Origin of the sequence: Pseudomonas azadiae, from assembly GCF_019145355.1 — a bacterium.
In the GTDB taxonomy this organism is placed as follows: Bacteria; Pseudomonadota; Gammaproteobacteria; order Pseudomonadales; family Pseudomonadaceae; genus Aquipseudomonas; species Aquipseudomonas azadiae.
This window is the reverse complement of the sequence record NZ_JAHSTY010000002.1, coordinates 765,138-781,552: the sequence shown is the minus strand read 5'-3', so window position 1 is coordinate 781,552 and position 16,415 is coordinate 765,138. Positions and strand designations below refer to the sequence as shown.

The following is a 16,415-nucleotide window of genomic DNA, read 5'->3' as shown; positions in this document are numbered from 1 at the left end:
ATTCTTCTACGCCCCGCCTATGATTGTTGTAGGACAAGATTTCTCCTATCCGGAGGCTGACTGTCAGCTAGCGCGCCCACTACAAGAAATTCACAAGATAGAGCGTAGAAAGCCATGAACCAGCAATACGAACCGCTGCGCCTGCACGTCCCTGAACCCTCGGGCCGTCCAGGCTGCAAGACTGACTTTACCTACCTGCGCCTGACCGACGCGGGCCTGGTGCGCAAACCCGCCATCGACGTAGAACCTGCCGACACCGCCGACCTGGCCAAGGGCCTGATCCGTGTGCTCGACGACCAGGGCCAGGCGCTCGGCCCGTGGGCCGAAGGGGTGCCGGTCGAGATTCTGCGCAAAGGCATGCGCGCCATGCTCAAGACGCGGATCTTCGACAACCGCATGGTGGTCGCCCAGCGTCAGAAGAAAATGTCGTTCTACATGCAGAGCCTTGGCGAAGAAGCCATCGGCAGCGCCCAGGCTCTGGCCTTGAACATCGACGACATGTGCTTTCCCACCTACCGCCAGCAAAGTATCCTGATGGCCCGCGAAGTGCCGCTGGTGGACCTGATCTGCCAACTGCTGTCCAACGAGCGGGATCCGCTCAAGGGCCGCCAGTTGCCGATCATGTACTCGGTGAAAGACGCCGGTTTCTTCACCATTTCCGGCAACCTCGCTACCCAATTCGTACAAGGCGTGGGCTGGGGCATGGCCTCGGCGATCAAGGGCGATACCAAGATCGCATCGGCCTGGATCGGCGACGGCGCCACCGCCGAATCCGACTTCCACACCGCCCTCACCTTCGCCCACGTGTACCGCGCCCCGGTGATTCTCAACGTGGTCAACAACCAGTGGGCCATCTCCACCTTCCAGGCGATTGCCGGCGGTGAAGCCACCACCTTCGCCGGACGCGGCGTGGGTTGCGGCATCGCCTCGCTGCGCGTGGACGGCAACGATTTCATCGCGGTGTACGCCGCCTCCGCGTGGGCCGCCGAACGTGCGCGCCGCAACCTGGGGCCAACGCTGATCGAGTGGGTCACCTACCGCGCCGGTCCGCACTCCACCTCGGATGATCCGTCCAAATACCGCCCCGCCGACGACTGGAGCCACTTCCCGCTCGGCGACCCGATTGCGCGCCTCAAGCAGCACCTGATCAAGATTGGCCAGTGGTCCGACGAGGAACACGCGGCGGTCAGTGCCGAACTTGAAGCCGAAGTCATTGCGGCACAAAAAGAAGCCGAACAGTACGGCACCCTGGCCGGCGGCCAGATCCCGAGCGCCGCGACCATGTTCGAAGACGTCTACAAAGAGATGCCGGAGCACTTGAAGCGCCAGCGTCAAGAGCTGGGGGTCTGACATGAACGATCACAACAACAGCATTGAAGTGGAAACCGCCATGACCACCACCACCATGACCATGATTCAGGCCTTGCGCTCGGCCATGGATGTGATGCTTGAGCGTGACGACAACGTGGTGGTGTTCGGCCAGGACGTCGGTTACTTCGGCGGCGTGTTCCGTTGCACCGAAGGCCTGCAGACCAAGTACGGCAGCTCGCGGGTGTTTGACGCACCGATTTCCGAAAGCGGCATCGTCGGCGTCGCGGTAGGCATGGGTGCCTACGGCCTGCGCCCGGTGGCCGAGATCCAGTTCGCCGACTACGTCTACCCCGCCACCGACCAGATCATCTCCGAAGCGGCGCGCCTGCGCTATCGCTCGGCCGGCCAGTTCACCGCACCGCTGACCATGCGCATGCCGTGCGGTGGCGGTATCTATGGCGGCCAGACCCATAGCCAGAGCATCGAAGCGGTGTTTACCCAGGTCTGCGGCCTGCGCACGGTGATGCCGTCCAACCCGTATGACGCCAAGGGCTTATTGATCGCCTCGATCGAAAACGATGACCCGGTGATCTTTCTCGAGCCAAAACGCCTGTACAACGGCCCGTTCGACGGCCATCACGACCGCCCGGTAACCCCGTGGTCCAAACACCCGCAAGCGCAAGTACCGGACGGCTATTACACCGTGCCGCTGGACGTGGCCACCATCGTGCGCCCCGGTTCGGCCGTCACCGTACTGACCTACGGCACCACCGTGTATGTGTCGCAAGTGGCCGCCGAGGAAACCGGCATTGACGCCGAAGTCATCGACCTGCGCAGCCTGTGGCCGCTGGACCTGGACACCATCGTCAAGTCGGTGAAAAAGACCGGCCGCTGCGTGGTGGTGCATGAAGCCACGCGCACCTGCGGCTTTGGCGCCGAGTTGGTGTCGCTGGTGCAGGAGCATTGCTTCCATCACCTGGAAGCGCCGATCGAACGCGTCACCGGTTGGGACACTCCCTACCCGCACGCGCAGGAGTGGGCGTATTTCCCAGGGCCGTCCCGCGTGGGCGCGGCGTTGAAACGGGTCATGGAGGTCTGAATGGGCACGCACGTTATCAAGATGCCGGACATTGGCGAAGGCATCGCAGAAGTGGAACTGTCGCAGTGGCATGTAAAGGTCGGCGACCTGGTTGTCGAAGACCAGGTGCTGGCGGATGTGATGACCGACAAGGCGATGGTGGACATCCCCTCGCCGGTGCACGGCAAGGTGATTTCCCTCGGCGGCGAGCCGGGTGAAGTCATGGCCGTGGGCAGTGTCCTGATCAGCATCGAAGTGGAAGGTGCCGGCAACGCCAAGGACGCGCCTGTCGTTGCGCAGCCGGTAAAAACCACGCCCGTGGTTGAACGCACGCCAGCGCCGGCTGAAAGCAAACCCGCGCCGGCCGTGACCGCCCAGGCGCCCGTGGCCCGTGAAGCCGGCGAGCGCCCCTTGGCCTCGCCTGCCGTGCGCAAGCACGCCATGGACGCCGGGATTCAACTGCGCCTGGTCCAGGGCACCGGTCCGGCCGGGCGGATTCTGCACGAAGACCTGGAGGCTTTCCTGCGCCAGGGGCCGGCCAAAGCATCTGCAGCGGCCAACCCCTACGCCGAACGCAACGACGAAGAGCAGATCCCGGTGATCGGCATGCGCCGCAAGATCGCCCAGCGCATGCAGGACGCCACCCGCCGCGCCGCGCACTTCAGCTATGTGGAAGAGATCGATGTCACCGCCCTCGACGATCTGCGCGTGCACCTCAACGAGAAACACGGCGCGACGCGCGGCAAGCTGACCTTGCTGCCGTTCATCGTGCGGGCCATGGTGGTGGCGTTGCGCGACTTTCCACAGATCAACGCGCGTTACGACGACGAAGCCCAGGTCATCACCCGCCTCGGCGCGGTGCATGTGGGCGTCGCCACCCAGAGCGACATGGGCCTGATGGTGCCGGTGGTGCGTCACGCCGAAGCGCGCAGCCTGTGGGGCAATGCCGAGGAAATCGCACGCCTGGCCACCGCTGCGCGCAACGGCAAGGCCAGCCGCGATGAGCTGTCGGGCTCGACCATCACCCTGACCAGCCTGGGCGCCTTGGGCGGCATCGTCAGCACGCCGGTGCTGAACCTGCCGGAAGTGGCCATCGTTGGCGTCAACCGCATCGTCGAACGGCCGATGGTGGTCAAGGGCCAGATCGTGGTGCGCAAGATGATGAACCTTTCCAGCTCGTTTGATCACCGTGTGGTCGATGGCATGGACGCGGCGCAATTCATCCAGGCCATTCGCGGCCTGCTCGAACAACCCGCCAGCCTGTTCCTGGAGTAAGGCATGTCTCAGACTTTGAATACCACGCTGCTGATTATCGGCGGCGGCCCTGGCGGCTACGTGGCAGCCATCCGCGCCGGCCAACTGGGTATCCCGACCGTGCTGGTGGAAGGCCAGGCGCTGGGGGGCACCTGCCTGAATATCGGTTGTATTCCGTCCAAGGCCTTGATCCATGTGGCCGAGCAATTCCAGCAAACCGTTCACCACAGCCAGGGCTCGCCCCTGGGCATTGAAGTGGACGTGCCAACCCTGGACATCCGCAAAAGCGTGGAATGGAAAGATGGCATCGTCGACCGCCTGACCACCGGCGTCGCTGCGCTGCTGAAGAAACACAAGGTGCAGGTGGTCCACGGCTGGGCCAAGGTGGTGGACGGCAAGACGGTGGTGGTCGGCGACCAGCGCATCCAGTGCGAACACCTGCTGCTGGCCACCGGCTCGAAGAGCGTCAACCTGCCGATGCTGCCGATTGGCGGGCCGATCATTTCGTCTACCGAAGCCCTGGCGCCGACGCGGGTGCCCAAGCGGCTGATCGTGGTTGGCGGTGGCTATATCGGCCTGGAGCTGGGCATTGCTTATCGCAAGCTCGGCGCCGAGGTCAGTGTGGTGGAAGCGCAGGATCGCATCCTGCCGGCCTACGACGCCGAGCTGACGCAACCGGTGAACGAATCCCTCAAGCAACTGGGGGTGAAACTGTACCTGCAGCACAGCGTTACCGGTTTCGCCGACAACTGCCTGCAGGTGCGCGATCCGAATGGCGACACCCTGTCCCTGGAAACCGAGCAGGTACTGGTGGCCGTGGGCCGCAAACCCAATACCCAGGGCTGGAACCTCGAAGCGTTAAACCTGGACATGAACGGCGCGGCGATCAAGATCGACAACCGTTGCCAAACCAGCATGCGCAATGTGTGGGCGATCGGCGACCTGAGCGGCGAGCCGATGCTGGCCCACCGCGCGATGGCCCAGGGCGAAATGGTCGCCGAACTGATCAGCGGTCAATCCCGCGAATTCAACCCGGCGGCGATCCCGGCGGTGTGCTTCACCGACCCGGAACTGGTGGTGGTCGGCAAGACGCCCGATGAGGCCAAGGCCGCCGGCCTGGACTGCAACGTGTCGAGCTTCCCGTTCGCTGCCAATGGCCGGGCCATGACGCTGGAGTCGAAAACCGGCTTCGTACGGGTGGTGGCCCGCCGTGACAACCACCTGATCGTCGGCTGGCAAGCCGTGGGCGCCGGCGTCTCGGAGCTGTCCACCGCCTTTGGCCTGAGCCTGGAAATGGGCTCGCGCCTGGAAGACGTGGCCGGCACCATCCATGCCCATCCGACCCTCGGCGAAGCGGTGCAGGAAGCCGCGCTGCGGGCATTGGGTCACGCCTTACACCTGTAACCAACACCCCTGTAGGAGCGAGCTTGCTCGCGAAAAACGTCAACGATAACGCGTACATTCTGGATGAACGCGGTGCCTATGAGTGCTTCGCGAGCAAGCTCGCTCCTACAGGGGATGCGAATGGCCCCGCGAATGCAGTATTGTGGTGCCCATTCAGTAAAAAACCGACTTGACCAGAGATAGAGGGTGTCATGGGTAACGAAAGCATCAATTGGGACAAGCTGGGTTTTGACTACATCAAGACCGACAAGCGGTTTCTCCAGGTCTGGAAAGACGGCGTGTGGCAAGCAGGCACCCTGACCGACGACAACGTGCTGCACATCAGCGAGGGCTCCACCGCCCTGCATTATGGCCAGCAATGCTTTGAAGGCCTCAAGGCTTACCGCTGCAAGGACGGCTCGATCAACCTGTTCCGTCCGGACCAGAACGCCGCCCGCATGCAACGCAGCTGCGCCCGCCTGCTGATGCCGCACGTGTCGACCGAAGACTTCATCGACGCCTGCAAACAAGTGGTCAAGGCCAACGAACACTTCATCCCGCCGTATGGCAGCGGCGGCGCGCTGTACCTGCGCCCGTTCGTGATCGGCACCGGTGACAACATCGGCGTGCGCACCGCACCGGAGTTCATCTTCTCGGTGTTCTGCATCCCGGTCGGCGCCTACTTCAAAGGCGGCCTGGTGCCCCACAACTTCCAGATCTCCACCTTTGACCGCGCCGCGCCACAGGGCACCGGCGCCGCCAAGGTCGGTGGCAACTACGCCGCCAGCCTGATGCCCGGTTCGGAAGCGAAGAAATCCGGTTTCGCCGACGCGATCTACCTGGACCCGATGACCCACTCCAAAATCGAAGAAGTCGGCTCGGCCAACTTCTTCGGGATCACCCACGACAATCAGTTCATCACGCCGAAGTCGCCGTCGGTACTGCCAGGCATCACCCGCCTGTCACTGATCGAACTGGCCAAGAGCCGCCTGGGCCTGGACGTGGTCGAGGGCGAGGTGTTCATCGACAAGCTGGACCAGTTCAAGGAAGCCGGCGCCTGCGGTACCGCGGCCGTGATTTCGCCAATCGGCGGCATCCAGTACAACGGCAAGCTGCATGTGTTCCACAGCGAGACCGAAGTCGGCCCGATCACCCAGAAGCTCTATAAAGAGTTGACCGGTGTGCAGACCGGTGATGTTGAAGCGCCAGCGGGTTGGATCGTCAAGGTCTAACAGTTGCAACGCATTACCAATGTGGGAGCGGCGGTGCGACGATTCGACTTGCTCGCTCCCACATTTAAGCTCCGGTTTTTTTAGGATTGAGCAGGAATATTCACCGCAATCTTCTTGCCCATACTGACCCTCGGCTCCACCCCATACCCCAACGCCTCATAGAACCCCACCACCGCCTCATTGCCACCGGTGATCTGCAGGTTGATCTTCATGCAGCCCAGCGCGGTCAATGCCTGTTCCGCATGCCGCACCAGCGACGAGCCGAGGCCATGGCGCCGATAGCCTGCGTGCACCGCCACCGAATACAGCCAGCCCCGATGCCCGTCGTACCCGGCGAGAATAGTGCCGACCACGGTCTTTTTATCCGTCGCGACAAAGAACAACCCATCATTGACCGCCAGCTTCTTATCGATCGCCAGGCTCGGCAGGTTATGCGCGGTGTCATAGCCAAACGCCTGCTGCCACAATTCAATCACCTGCGCCCGGTGCTGCCGGTCGCGATAGAGCCCGATGGGATGCCGGGACAACAGCGCCTTCTCCATCACCAAGGTACGCTCGTTGCCATGGTAGACATCGCGCACGGTCTGGAACCCCAGCCTGGTATAGAACGGCTCGGCGGTCAGCGACGACGGCACGCTCAGCACCGTCACCCCGGCCTCACGGGCGCGCAATTCGATCTCGATCATCAACAAGCGGCCGATACCCTGCCCTTGCAAGGCGGGATTGACGAACACCGAGCGCACCACATTCGCGTCGAGGGCCGCCGTGGCGACGATCACCTGATCCTGAACCGCCACCAGCACCACGCGGCGCTTGAGCAAATCCAGCACCGCATCCGGCGTAAAGCTGCGCGCGACCCGAGCAATTACATCCGCCGGATAATCCCGTGCATTGCTGCTGTGCAAGGCCGCCAGGATGACCTGGCTGATCCCCTCGGCATCGGCGGGTTGGGCAAGACGAACGACGGTGGACATGACTGCTCCTGGCTGACGACGGTTTGGCAAACGCCAGAATACCAAGGTGGGCGCTGGCCTGCCTGCCCGCCCATTCAGGCAGCCTGTTTACCGCTGGCAATCGCCGCCGAAGCGGCCACCATCGCCCTTAACAACACCGCACAGCCCGCCGCCAGGTCGTCCGGTGCGGCGTTCTCGATTTCGTTATGGCTGATGCCGCCCTCACAGGGCACGAAAATCATGCCGGCCGGGCCCAGCTCGGCGACGAATATGGCGTCATGCCCTGCGCCGCTGACGATGTCCATGTTCGACAAGCCCAGCCCATTGGCGGCATCGCGCACGGCGTCCACGCAGCCTTTGTCGAAGTACAGCGGTGGAAAATCCGCCGTGGGCTGCATGTCGAAACTCAAGCCGTGCTTGGCGCAGGTCGCGTCAATCACCGTGCGCACCTGGGCAATCATCGCGTCCAGCCGCGCCGGTTCCAGGTGACGAAAGTCCAGGGTCATGCGCACTTCCCCCGGAATGACGTTGCGCGAACCGGGGTACGCCTGCAGGCAACCGACGGTGCCGCACGCATGGGGCTGGTGCCCGAGCGCCGCTGCGTTGACCGCCGCTACCACGGCGGCGGCGCCGACCAAGGCGTCCTTGCGCAAGTGCATCGGCGTCGGCCCCGCGTGCGCTTCCACGCCGCGCAGTGTCAGGTCGAACCACTTCTGCCCCAGGGCGCCGAGCACCACGCCGATGGTTTTTTTCTCGTCTTCCAGAATCGGCCCCTGTTCGATATGCGCCTCGAAATAGGCGCCCACCTTGTGCCCGCTGACCGGGCGCGAACCCGCGTAGCCAATTGCGTTCAGCGCATCGCCCACGCTGACGCCGTCCACATCCACCTTGGCCAGGGTATCGGCCAGGGTGAACTTCTCGGCAAACACGCCCGAGCCCATCATGCATGGCGGAAAGCGCGAGCCCTCTTCGTTGGTCCATACCACCACTTCCAGCGGCGCCTCGGTTTCCAGCTTGAGGTCATTGAGGGTGCGCAATACTTCCACGCCCGCCAGCACACCGAAGCAACCGTCGAATTTGCCGCCGGTAGGCTGGGTGTCGATATGGCTGCCCGTCATCACCGGCGGCAGGTCGGGGTTGCGCCCCGGGCGACGGGCGAAAATGTTGCCGATGCCATCGACGGTCACGCTGCAACCGGCCTCTTCGCACCACTGCACAAACAGATCGCGGGCCTTGCGGTCCAGGTCGGTGAGGGCCAGGCGACACACACCGCCTTTTGGGGTGGCGCCGAGTTTGGCCAGGTCCATCAGCGACTGCCACAGGCGGTCGCGGTTGATGTGCTGATGGGTGGATTGCAGAACGTCGAGGGCAGCGTTCATGGGGGCCTCCTCAGGCTTCATTTTTATGAATTGACTCGGTCACCTGTGGGAGCTGGCTTGCCTGCGATGGCGGTGTATCAGGCAATACAGCATCAACTGACAGTCCGCTATCGCAGGCAAGCCAGCTCCCACATAGGCCGTGTTTACAAAGGGGATTTAACGGCGACGGGGCTGACCCCACGCTTGGCATTCAGGCCGTAATACAACACCCCGCCCAACGCCGAACCGGTAAACCAGCCGTAGCTGTAGAACCAGCTGAACGCATCGCTGCCCAGGGACAGCAAGGTCAGTACCACCGGCACGCCAAAGGCGATAAAACCACTCCAATTCCACGCCGGGTACACGTCGTCGCGGTACAGGCCGGCGAGGTCCAGTTGCTGTTTGCGGGTGATGAAATAGTCCACCACCATGATCCCGGCGATCGGGCCGAGCAGGCTGGAATAGCCGAGCAACCAGTTGGAATACACCGTTTCCAGACTCACATCGGAAACGATCAGGCCGAGTTTTTTCAGCAGCTCATGGCCCATCAGCACCAGCCCGACCAGGCCGGTCAGGATCACCGCCGTGGTGCGGTTGATCAGCTTGGGCGCAATGTTCTGAAAGTCGTTGGTGGGCGAGACAATATTTGCAGCGGTGTTGGTGGACAAGGTTGCGACGATGATCAGCGCCATCGCCACGGCCACCCACACCGGGCTCTGGATATGGCCGATCAGGGTCACCGGGTCGGACACGCTGACCCCCAACAGCTTTACCGACGCGGCGGTCATGATCACACCCAGCGCGGCGAACAGGAACATGGTCAGCGGCAGGCCGAAAATCTGCCCGAGGATCTGGTCCTTCTGGCTCTTGGCGTAGCGGCTGAAGTCGGGAATGTTCAGCGACAAGGTGGCCCAGAACCCCACCATCGCCGTCAGGCCGGCCATGAAGTAACCGGTGAGGCTCGCGCCTTCGGGGCGCTTGGGCGGGATCGCCATCAATTCGCTGAGGGACACGTTCGGCATCGCCCACACCAGCAGGCCGATGCCCACCGCCACCAGCAATGGGGCCGACAGGGTTTCCAGACGCTTGATCGATTCGGCGCCGCGCAGCACCACCCATAAATTCAGGCACCAGAACACCATGAAACCAATCACTTCGCCGGTACCGCCGAGGGACTTCCAGCCCTCGAAAATCGAGCCCAGGAACAAGTGAATCGCCAACCCGCCGAACATCGTCTGGATACCAAACCAGCCGCACGCCACCAGCGCCCGGATCAGGCACGGCACGTTGGACCCGAGGATGCCGAACGAGGAGCGCAACAGCACCGGAAACGGTATGCCGTACTTGGTACCGGGAAAGGCGTTGAGGGTCAGCGGGATCAGCACCACGATGTTGGCCAACAGGATCGCCATCAGCGCTTCACCCACCGACAACCCGAAATACGCGGTGAGCACCCCGCCCAAGGTATAGGTGGGTACGCAGATCGACATGCCGACCCACAAGGCGGTGATGTGCCATTTGTTCCAGGTACGTTCATGCACCTTGGTCGGTGCCATGTCGTGGTTGTAGCGAGGGCTGTCCAAGACGTCAGGGCCGGCGTCGAGTTCGTACAGGCCGTTGCGTTCAATGACTTGCGATCTGTTCTGTTGCATGGCCGCTCCACGGTTTTTCGAATTATTTTTGCTCATCCAACGCGTTGCGCCGGATGGCCGGAGTACCTCGTAAACAACATGACATCACGGGCCCGGCCAGTCGCCACTGCACTCAATTTCCGTGCCGAACACCCACCTTGAACCCGCACCGCTTATATAACTCGCTGATGTTTATCAGCTTTCCGACTGGCCCTTCGGTACTTGTCGCACGCCTCAGGCTGGAGAATGCGCAAGTTGCCCGAACATTCGGGACTCAATCTGGTGCAACACAATTATTTTTATTTACCGGTGCCGTCAAGGGGCATCTCCCAACCGTCTGATTTGCAATAAGAAATATTGCTCAATTGAAGAACCTGTCAAGTGCGTCAAAATGGTGAGCAGGCGCAACATTTTGGTGATTTGTAATTTTTATCGTTTTAAATCAATTATTTAACTTGGATATAAGCTTATAAAAAATAGGCTTGCCCAATTGAAAAACTCGGGCTAGTTTCTATTCCTGTCACCGATGACAGGAATTAACCGAGCATCGGCAAACAGCATTACAACACTTAGAACTGGCACAAGCCGGTCAAGCCTGTGAGGAACTCGACATGTCGCTGTTGATCCGTGGCGCCACCGTTGTTACCCATGATGAAAGTTACCGCGCCGATGTTTTATGCGCAGGTGGCCTCATTCAAGCCATTGGCACGAACCTGGATGTCCCCGCCGGCACTGAAGTGCTCGATGGCAGCGGCCAATACTTGATGCCCGGCGGTATCGACCCCCATACCCATATGCAACTGCCCTTCATGGGCACCGTGGCCAGTGAAGACTTTTTCAGCGGCACCGCGGCGGGCCTTGCGGGCGGCACCACGTCGATCATCGACTTTGTGATCCCCAACCCCCAGCAATCCTTGATGGAAGCCTTTCACCAATGGCGCGGCTGGGCGCAAAAGTCCGCCGCCGACTACGGCTTTCACGTGGCGATCACCTGGTGGAGCGAGCAGGTGCGCGAAGAAATGGCCGAACTGGTCAGCCACCACGGCATCAACAGCTTCAAGCACTTCATGGCCTACAAGAACGCGATCATGGCGGCGGACGACACGTTGGTCGCCAGCTTCGAACGCTGCCTGGAACTGGGCGCCGTGCCCACCGTGCACGCAGAGAACGGCGAGCTGGTGTACCACCTGCAACGCAAGCTGATGGCCCAGGGCATCACCGGGCCGGAAGCGCACCCGCTGTCGCGGCCGTCCCAGGTCGAAGGTGAAGCGGCCAGCCGCGCCATTCGTATCGCCGAGACCATCGGGACGCCGCTGTACCTGGTGCATGTATCCACCCAGGAAGCGCTGGATGAAATCACCTACGCGCGCAGCAAGGGCCAGCCGGTGTATGGCGAAGTCCTCGCCGGCCATTTGCTGCTGGACGACAGCGTCTATCAGCACCCGGACTGGCAGACCGCCGCCGGCTACGTGATGAGCCCGCCGTTTCGCCCGCGGGGGCATCAGGAAGCGCTGTGGCGTGGCTTGCAATCGGGCAACCTGCACACCACCGCGACCGACCATTGCTGCTTCTGCGCCGAACAAAAGGCCGCCGGCCGTGACGACTTCAGCAAGATCCCCAATGGCACCGCCGGTATCGAAGACCGCATGGCCCTGCTGTGGGATGAAGGGGTCAACAGCGGGCGCCTGTCGATGCAGGAATTCGTCGCGCTCACCTCCACCAATACCGCGAAGATCTTCAACCTCTACCCGCGCAAAGGCGCGATCCGCGTGGGCGCCGATGCCGACCTGGTGCTGTGGGATCCGCAGGGTACGCGGACCATTTCCGCCAAGACTCACCATCAGCAGGTCGACTTCAACATCTTCGAAGGCAAGACCGTGCGCGGCGTGCCGAGCCATACCATCAGCCAGGGCAAGCTGGTGTGGGCCGATGGCGACCTGCGCGCGGAGCGTGGCGCCGGGCGGTATGTGGGACGGCCGGCGTATCCGGCGGTGTTCGAGCAGTTGAGCAAGCGGGCGGAGCGTTCCAGGCCGGTTGCTGTGAAACGCTGAAAGCGGCCTGCGGCCTATCGCGGGCAAGCCCGGCTCCCACATTTGAACGGTGTGAACCCGATCAATGTGGGAGCTGGCTTGCCTGCGATAAAGCCGGTCCAGGCGCCAAAAAACCCAATGCCCGCCAGAGGCAAAAACACTGTGAGGCCAACACCGTGATCCAGACCCTGACCCACCTTCCCCATCCCGTCGAGGACGGCGCAACGCTCGCCAGCCATTTCACCGACCTGGCGCCACCGCTCAATGCCCGCCAGGCCCAGTTGGAAGCCTCGCGTTGCCTGTATTGCTACGACGCACCGTGCGTGAATGCGTGCCCCAGCGAGATCGACATCCCGTCGTTCATCCGCAGCATCCACACCGAAAACGTCCAAGGCGCGGCGCACAAGATTCTCTCGGCCAACATCCTCGGCGGCAGTTGCGCGCGGGTCTGCCCCACCGAGATTCTCTGCCAGCAAGCCTGCGTGCGTAACAACGCCGAAGAATGCGCCCCGGTACTGATTGGGCTGCTGCAACGCTACGCCATCGACAACGCGCGCTTTGGCGAACACCCGTTCCAGCGGGCCGCGCCCACCGGCAAGCGCATCGCCGTGGTCGGCGCCGGGCCTGCGGGCCTGGCGTGCGCCCATCGCAGCGCCTTGCACGGCCATGATGTGGTGATTTTCGAAGCCCGCGAAAAAGCCGGCGGCCTAAATGAATACGGGATCGCCAAGTACAAGCTGGTGGATGATTTCGCGCAGCAGGAACTGGATTTTCTGCTGCAGATCGGCGGCATCGAGATCCGTCACGGCCAGCGCCTGGGCGGCAACCTGACCTTGAGCGAACTGCACCCGCAATTCGACGCGGTCTTTCTCGGCCTTGGGCTTGCCGCGAGCAAGCAGCTCGGCCTGGCCCACGAGGACGCCCCCGGCCTGCTCGCCGCCACTGATTACATCCGCGAACTGCGGCAGGCCGACGACCTGACCCAACTGCCCCTGGCCGACCGTTGCATCGTGCTCGGCGCCGGCAATACGGCCATCGACATGGCCGTGCAAATGGCCCGCCTCGGTGCCCGCGACGTGAACCTGGTGTACCGCCGAGGCCTGGCGGACATGGGCGCCACTCACCATGAGCAGGCGATCGCCAAGGCCAATCAGGTACGCCTGCTGACCTGGGCCCAGCCGCAAGAGGTTCTGCTGGACGGCCTGGGCCATGTACGCGGCATGCGCTTTGCCCGCACCCGCCTGGAAGACGGCCGCCTGCGCCCCACCGGCGAAACCTTCGAACTGGCCGCCGATGCGATCTTCAAGGCCATCGGCCAAGGGTTCGACGACGAAGCGCTGCACGATCCGCTGGCCCGGCAACTGCATCGTGTCGGCGAACGGATCTTCGTTGATGAGCATCTGCGCACCAGTGTCCCTGGCGTGTATGCCGGCGGCGATTGCGTCAGCCTCGGCCAGGACCTCACCGTGCAGGCGGTGCAACACGGCAAGCTGGCGGCAGAAGCCATGCACGCCCAACTCATGCTGAATGTGGAGGCTGCGTAATGGCCGATCTCTCGATTGTATTCGCCGGTATCAAGGCCCCCAACCCGTTCTGGCTGGCGTCCGCGCCGCCCACCGACAAGGCCTATAACGTGGTCCGCGCTTTCGAAGCGGGCTGGGGCGGCGTGGTGTGGAAAACCCTGGGTGAAGACCCGGCGGCGGTCAATGTGTCGTCGCGCTATTCGGCGCACTTTGGCGCCAACCGTGAAGTGCTGGGTATCAACAATATCGAGTTGATCACCGACCGATCCCTGGAGATCAACCTGCGGGAAATCACCCAGGTCAAAAAGGACTGGCCGGACCGCGCCATGATCGTGTCGCTGATGGTGCCGTGCGTCGAAGCATCCTGGAAAACCATCCTGCCGTTGGTGGAAGCCACCGGTTGCGACGGCATCGAGCTGAACTTCGGCTGCCCCCACGGCATGCCGGAGCGCGGCATGGGCGCGGCGGTCGGCCAGGTGCCGGAATACGTCGAGCAGGTGACGCGCTGGTGCAAGACCTATTGCGCGCTGCCGGTGATCGTCAAACTTACGCCGAACATCACCGATATTCGCTTGGCAGCGCGGGCAGCCTACCGGGGGGGCGCGGATGCGGTGTCGTTGATCAACACCATCAACTCCATCACCAGCGTCGATCTGGAACGCATGGTGGCGCTGCCGATGGTCGGCACCCAGAGCACCCACGGGGGCTATTGCGGTTCGGCGGTGAAACCGATTGCACTGAACATGGTGGCCGAAATTGCCCGCGACCCGCAGACCCAGGGCCTGCCAATCTGCGGCATCGGCGGCATCGGCAACTGGCGCGACGCGGCGGAATTCGTCGCCCTCGGTTGCGGCGCGGTGCAGGTGTGCACGGCGGCGATGCTGCACGGGTTTCGGATCGTCGAAGAGATGAAGGACGGGCTGTCGCGCTGGATGGACAGCCAAGGCTACGCAAGCTTGCAGGCATTTTCCGGGCGGGCGGTGGGCAACACCACCGACTGGAAGTACCTGGACATCAACTATCAGGTGATTGCGAAGATCGACCAGGCGGCCTGCATTGGTTGCGGGCGCTGCCATATCGCCTGTGAGGACACGTCGCACCAGGCGATTGCCAGTTTGAAACTCGCGGATGGCACGCATCGATACGAGGTAATTGATGATGAATGCGTGGGCTGCAATTTGTGCCAGATCACCTGTCCCGTGGCCGACTGTATCGAGATGGTGCCGATGGACACCGGCAAGCCGTTTTTGAATTGGACGCAGGATCCGAGGAATCCTTATCGGGAGGCGGTGTAGGGCTTTGGATCGCTATTGCAGCCAACTTTGGGAGGGAGCTTGGTCCCGTGGCGGCCTCTGGGCCGACCATGTATCTGGGTTGACCGAGTAAATATCCGTTGCTGCGGTCACGGCGGCTATTGGTTCCGCCCTTACGGCGGGTCACTTTGGAAAAGCCCCAAAGTAACCAAAGGGCTCTTGCCCCACCACTCGGCACCTCGCTTGGGCTCGGTGTGCCCTCACTCCGGCTTGAATCCGTGGGCCGCCGCCACGCGCCATCCATGGCGCGGGGCGGCTAACCCGGCGTCCTGCCGGGTTACCCACGGATTCAAGCCTGCGTTCGGCCAGCGTGGTTGACGGGGCGCCTGAGATCAAAATCAAGATCAAGGTCAAGATCAAGATCAAGATCAAGGTCAAGATCAAAAACCAGATCAAGAGCAGATCAAGAGCAGATCAAGAGCAGATCAAGAGCAGGTTAGGTGGCACTCACCGATCTGCTTTTCTGTGGGAGCTGGCTTGCCTGCGATGGCATCAACTCGGTGTGCCTGATGTACCGGGGTGTCTGCATCGCAGGCAAGCCAGCTCCCACATTGTGAACCGGACCGCAAGCAAATACCGGTCGGTTCTAAGGCCGCCACGGCCCAAGCTCCTTCCCCCCCAAAGCTCAAGGCTCCAACCCAATCCCGCGCAATATCACCGCCGTCACCGTCTGTATCGCCCTCTCAAACTGCATGTCCGACAACGGCTGGTGATCATTCAAAATCTTCACCTGATGGTCAAAGTCGGCATAGTGCTGGGTCGAGGCCCAAATCATGTACAGCAGGCTCGAGGGCTCCACCGGCAGGATGCGTTTGTCTTCCACCCATTGGCGAATCTTCGCTTCCTTCATCTTGGCCCAGTCGTACAGGCTTTCATCCAGCGCTTCACCAAGAGCGGGCGCACCGTGGATGATTTCATTGGCCCAGACTTTCGAGCCATACGGCCGGGTGCGCGAACGCTGCATCTTGGCGCGGATGTAGCTGCTGAGCACCACCCGAGGGTCGTCGAAGGTTTCGAAGCTCAGGGCGTCCTGCTTCCACACCTCCAGCAGGTCGAACAGCACGGCGCTGTACAGCTCGCTCTTGGTGGTGAAGTAATAATGCAGGTTGGAACGCGGCAGTTGCGCTTGTTCAGCGATGTCGGCCATGGCGGTGCTGCCATAGCCCTTTTCGGCGAAGATTTTCTCCGCCGCCAACAGGATTTTCTCGACGTTGATCCGACGAATTCCGATCTTGTGATTGCCCATAAGGGCTCCCTGACAAAGACATACGCCAAAGACTACCACCCGCTCTAGATCGGGGCGACAGGCGCAGTCGAAACTTCGTACACTGCCCGCTCCTACCCATTGA

General features: G+C 62.2%; 12 protein-coding genes. 8 read left to right on the top strand and 4 right to left on the bottom strand.

The genetic code is table 11. From position 1 onward, the window contains the following. Positions 1-114 precede the first annotated feature (114 nt). From KVG91_RS19975 to KVG91_RS19955, 5 genes are all read left to right on the top strand, one after another. Positions 115-1,350 carry a 3-methyl-2-oxobutanoate dehydrogenase (2-methylpropanoyl-transferring) subunit alpha gene (locus tag KVG91_RS19975; protein WP_169378354.1) on the top strand — a complete coding sequence of 412 codons (1,236 nt, stop codon included), beginning with the start codon at positions 115-117 and terminating at the stop codon, positions 1,348-1,350. Position 1,351: 1 nt separating this feature from the next. Next, entirely contained in the window at positions 1,352-2,410 is a 1,059-nt protein-coding gene (locus tag KVG91_RS19970; protein ID WP_169378353.1) for an alpha-ketoacid dehydrogenase subunit beta, read from the top strand. Continuing rightward, complete coding sequence (locus KVG91_RS19965; protein WP_169378352.1) at positions 2,411-3,664, top strand: dihydrolipoamide acetyltransferase family protein; 1,254 nt, start codon at positions 2,411-2,413, stop codon at positions 3,662-3,664. A 3-nt stretch (positions 3,665-3,667) separates the two neighbouring features. Next, complete coding sequence (gene lpdA / locus KVG91_RS19960) at positions 3,668-5,047, top strand: dihydrolipoyl dehydrogenase (protein ID WP_169378351.1); 1,380 nt, start codon at positions 3,668-3,670, stop codon at positions 5,045-5,047. 191 nt (positions 5,048-5,238) lie between these two features. Further along, positions 5,239-6,258, top strand: a complete 1,020-nt coding sequence (locus KVG91_RS19955) for a branched-chain amino acid aminotransferase (RefSeq protein ID WP_169378350.1) — start codon at positions 5,239-5,241, stop codon at positions 6,256-6,258. 80 nt (positions 6,259-6,338) lie between these two features. On the opposite strand, the gene KVG91_RS19950 is transcribed toward KVG91_RS19955, so the two are convergent. The 3 genes from KVG91_RS19950 to KVG91_RS19940 all read right to left on the bottom strand — a co-directional run bounded on the left by KVG91_RS19950 (position 6,339) and on the right by KVG91_RS19940 (position 10,221). Continuing rightward, the gene (locus tag KVG91_RS19950; RefSeq protein ID WP_169378349.1) at positions 6,339-7,232 is read right to left on the bottom strand and encodes a GNAT family acetyltransferase; all 894 of its coding nucleotides are present in this window, start codon (positions 7,230-7,232) and stop codon (positions 6,339-6,341) included. Between the two features lie 74 nt (positions 7,233-7,306). Then, the gene (locus tag KVG91_RS19945; protein ID WP_169378348.1) at positions 7,307-8,590 is read right to left on the bottom strand and encodes a Zn-dependent hydrolase; all 1,284 of its coding nucleotides are present in this window, start codon (positions 8,588-8,590) and stop codon (positions 7,307-7,309) included. A 143-nt stretch (positions 8,591-8,733) separates the two neighbouring features. Continuing rightward, positions 8,734-10,221 carry an NCS1 family nucleobase:cation symporter-1 gene (locus tag KVG91_RS19940; RefSeq protein ID WP_169378347.1) on the bottom strand — a complete coding sequence of 496 codons (1,488 nt, stop codon included), beginning with the start codon at positions 10,219-10,221 and terminating at the stop codon, positions 8,734-8,736. A gap of 590 nt (positions 10,222-10,811) precedes the next feature. Here KVG91_RS19940 and hydA point away from each other — a divergent pair. From hydA to preA, 3 genes are all read left to right on the top strand, one after another. Beyond that, positions 10,812-12,251 (top strand): dihydropyrimidinase, encoded by a 1,440-nt coding sequence (hydA, locus tag KVG91_RS19935; RefSeq protein WP_169378346.1) that lies wholly within the window; start codon positions 10,812-10,814, stop codon positions 12,249-12,251. A gap of 155 nt (positions 12,252-12,406) precedes the next feature. Beyond that, a complete protein-coding gene (locus tag KVG91_RS19930) occupies positions 12,407-13,774 on the top strand; it encodes an NAD(P)-dependent oxidoreductase (protein WP_169378345.1) in 1,368 nt (455 codons plus the stop codon). Further along, positions 13,774-15,048 (top strand): NAD-dependent dihydropyrimidine dehydrogenase subunit PreA, encoded by a 1,275-nt coding sequence (gene preA, locus KVG91_RS19925; RefSeq protein WP_169378344.1) that lies wholly within the window; start codon positions 13,774-13,776, stop codon positions 15,046-15,048. Before KVG91_RS19930 ends, preA begins: the two co-directional genes overlap by 1 nt. Before the next feature lie 643 nt (positions 15,049-15,691). On the opposite strand, the gene KVG91_RS19920 is transcribed toward preA, so the two are convergent. After that, entirely contained in the window at positions 15,692-16,312 is a 621-nt protein-coding gene (locus KVG91_RS19920) for a TetR/AcrR family transcriptional regulator (RefSeq protein WP_169378213.1), read from the bottom strand. Positions 16,313-16,415 lie beyond the last annotated feature (103 nt).

Coding starts and splice junctions, on each gene's coding strand:
- hydA (WP_169378346.1), top strand. CDS start 10,812: ATGTCGCTGTTGATCCGTGGCGCCACCGTTGTTACCCATGATGAAAGT.
- KVG91_RS19975 (WP_169378354.1), top strand. CDS start 115: ATGAACCAGCAATACGAACCGCTGCGCCTGCACGTCCCTGAACCCTCG.
- KVG91_RS19970 (WP_169378353.1), top strand. CDS start 1,352: ATGAACGATCACAACAACAGCATTGAAGTGGAAACCGCCATGACCACC.
- lpdA (WP_169378351.1), top strand. CDS start 3,668: ATGTCTCAGACTTTGAATACCACGCTGCTGATTATCGGCGGCGGCCCT.
- KVG91_RS19920 (WP_169378213.1), bottom strand. CDS start 16,312: ATGGGCAATCACAAGATCGGAATTCGTCGGATCAACGTCGAGAAAATC.
- KVG91_RS19955 (WP_169378350.1), top strand. CDS start 5,239: ATGGGTAACGAAAGCATCAATTGGGACAAGCTGGGTTTTGACTACATC.
- KVG91_RS19940 (WP_169378347.1), bottom strand. CDS start 10,221: ATGCAACAGAACAGATCGCAAGTCATTGAACGCAACGGCCTGTACGAA.
- preA (WP_169378344.1), top strand. CDS start 13,774: ATGGCCGATCTCTCGATTGTATTCGCCGGTATCAAGGCCCCCAACCCG.
- KVG91_RS19965 (WP_169378352.1), top strand. CDS start 2,411: ATGGGCACGCACGTTATCAAGATGCCGGACATTGGCGAAGGCATCGCA.
- KVG91_RS19945 (WP_169378348.1), bottom strand. CDS start 8,590: ATGAACGCTGCCCTCGACGTTCTGCAATCCACCCATCAGCACATCAAC.
- KVG91_RS19950 (WP_169378349.1), bottom strand. CDS start 7,232: ATGTCCACCGTCGTTCGTCTTGCCCAACCCGCCGATGCCGAGGGGATC.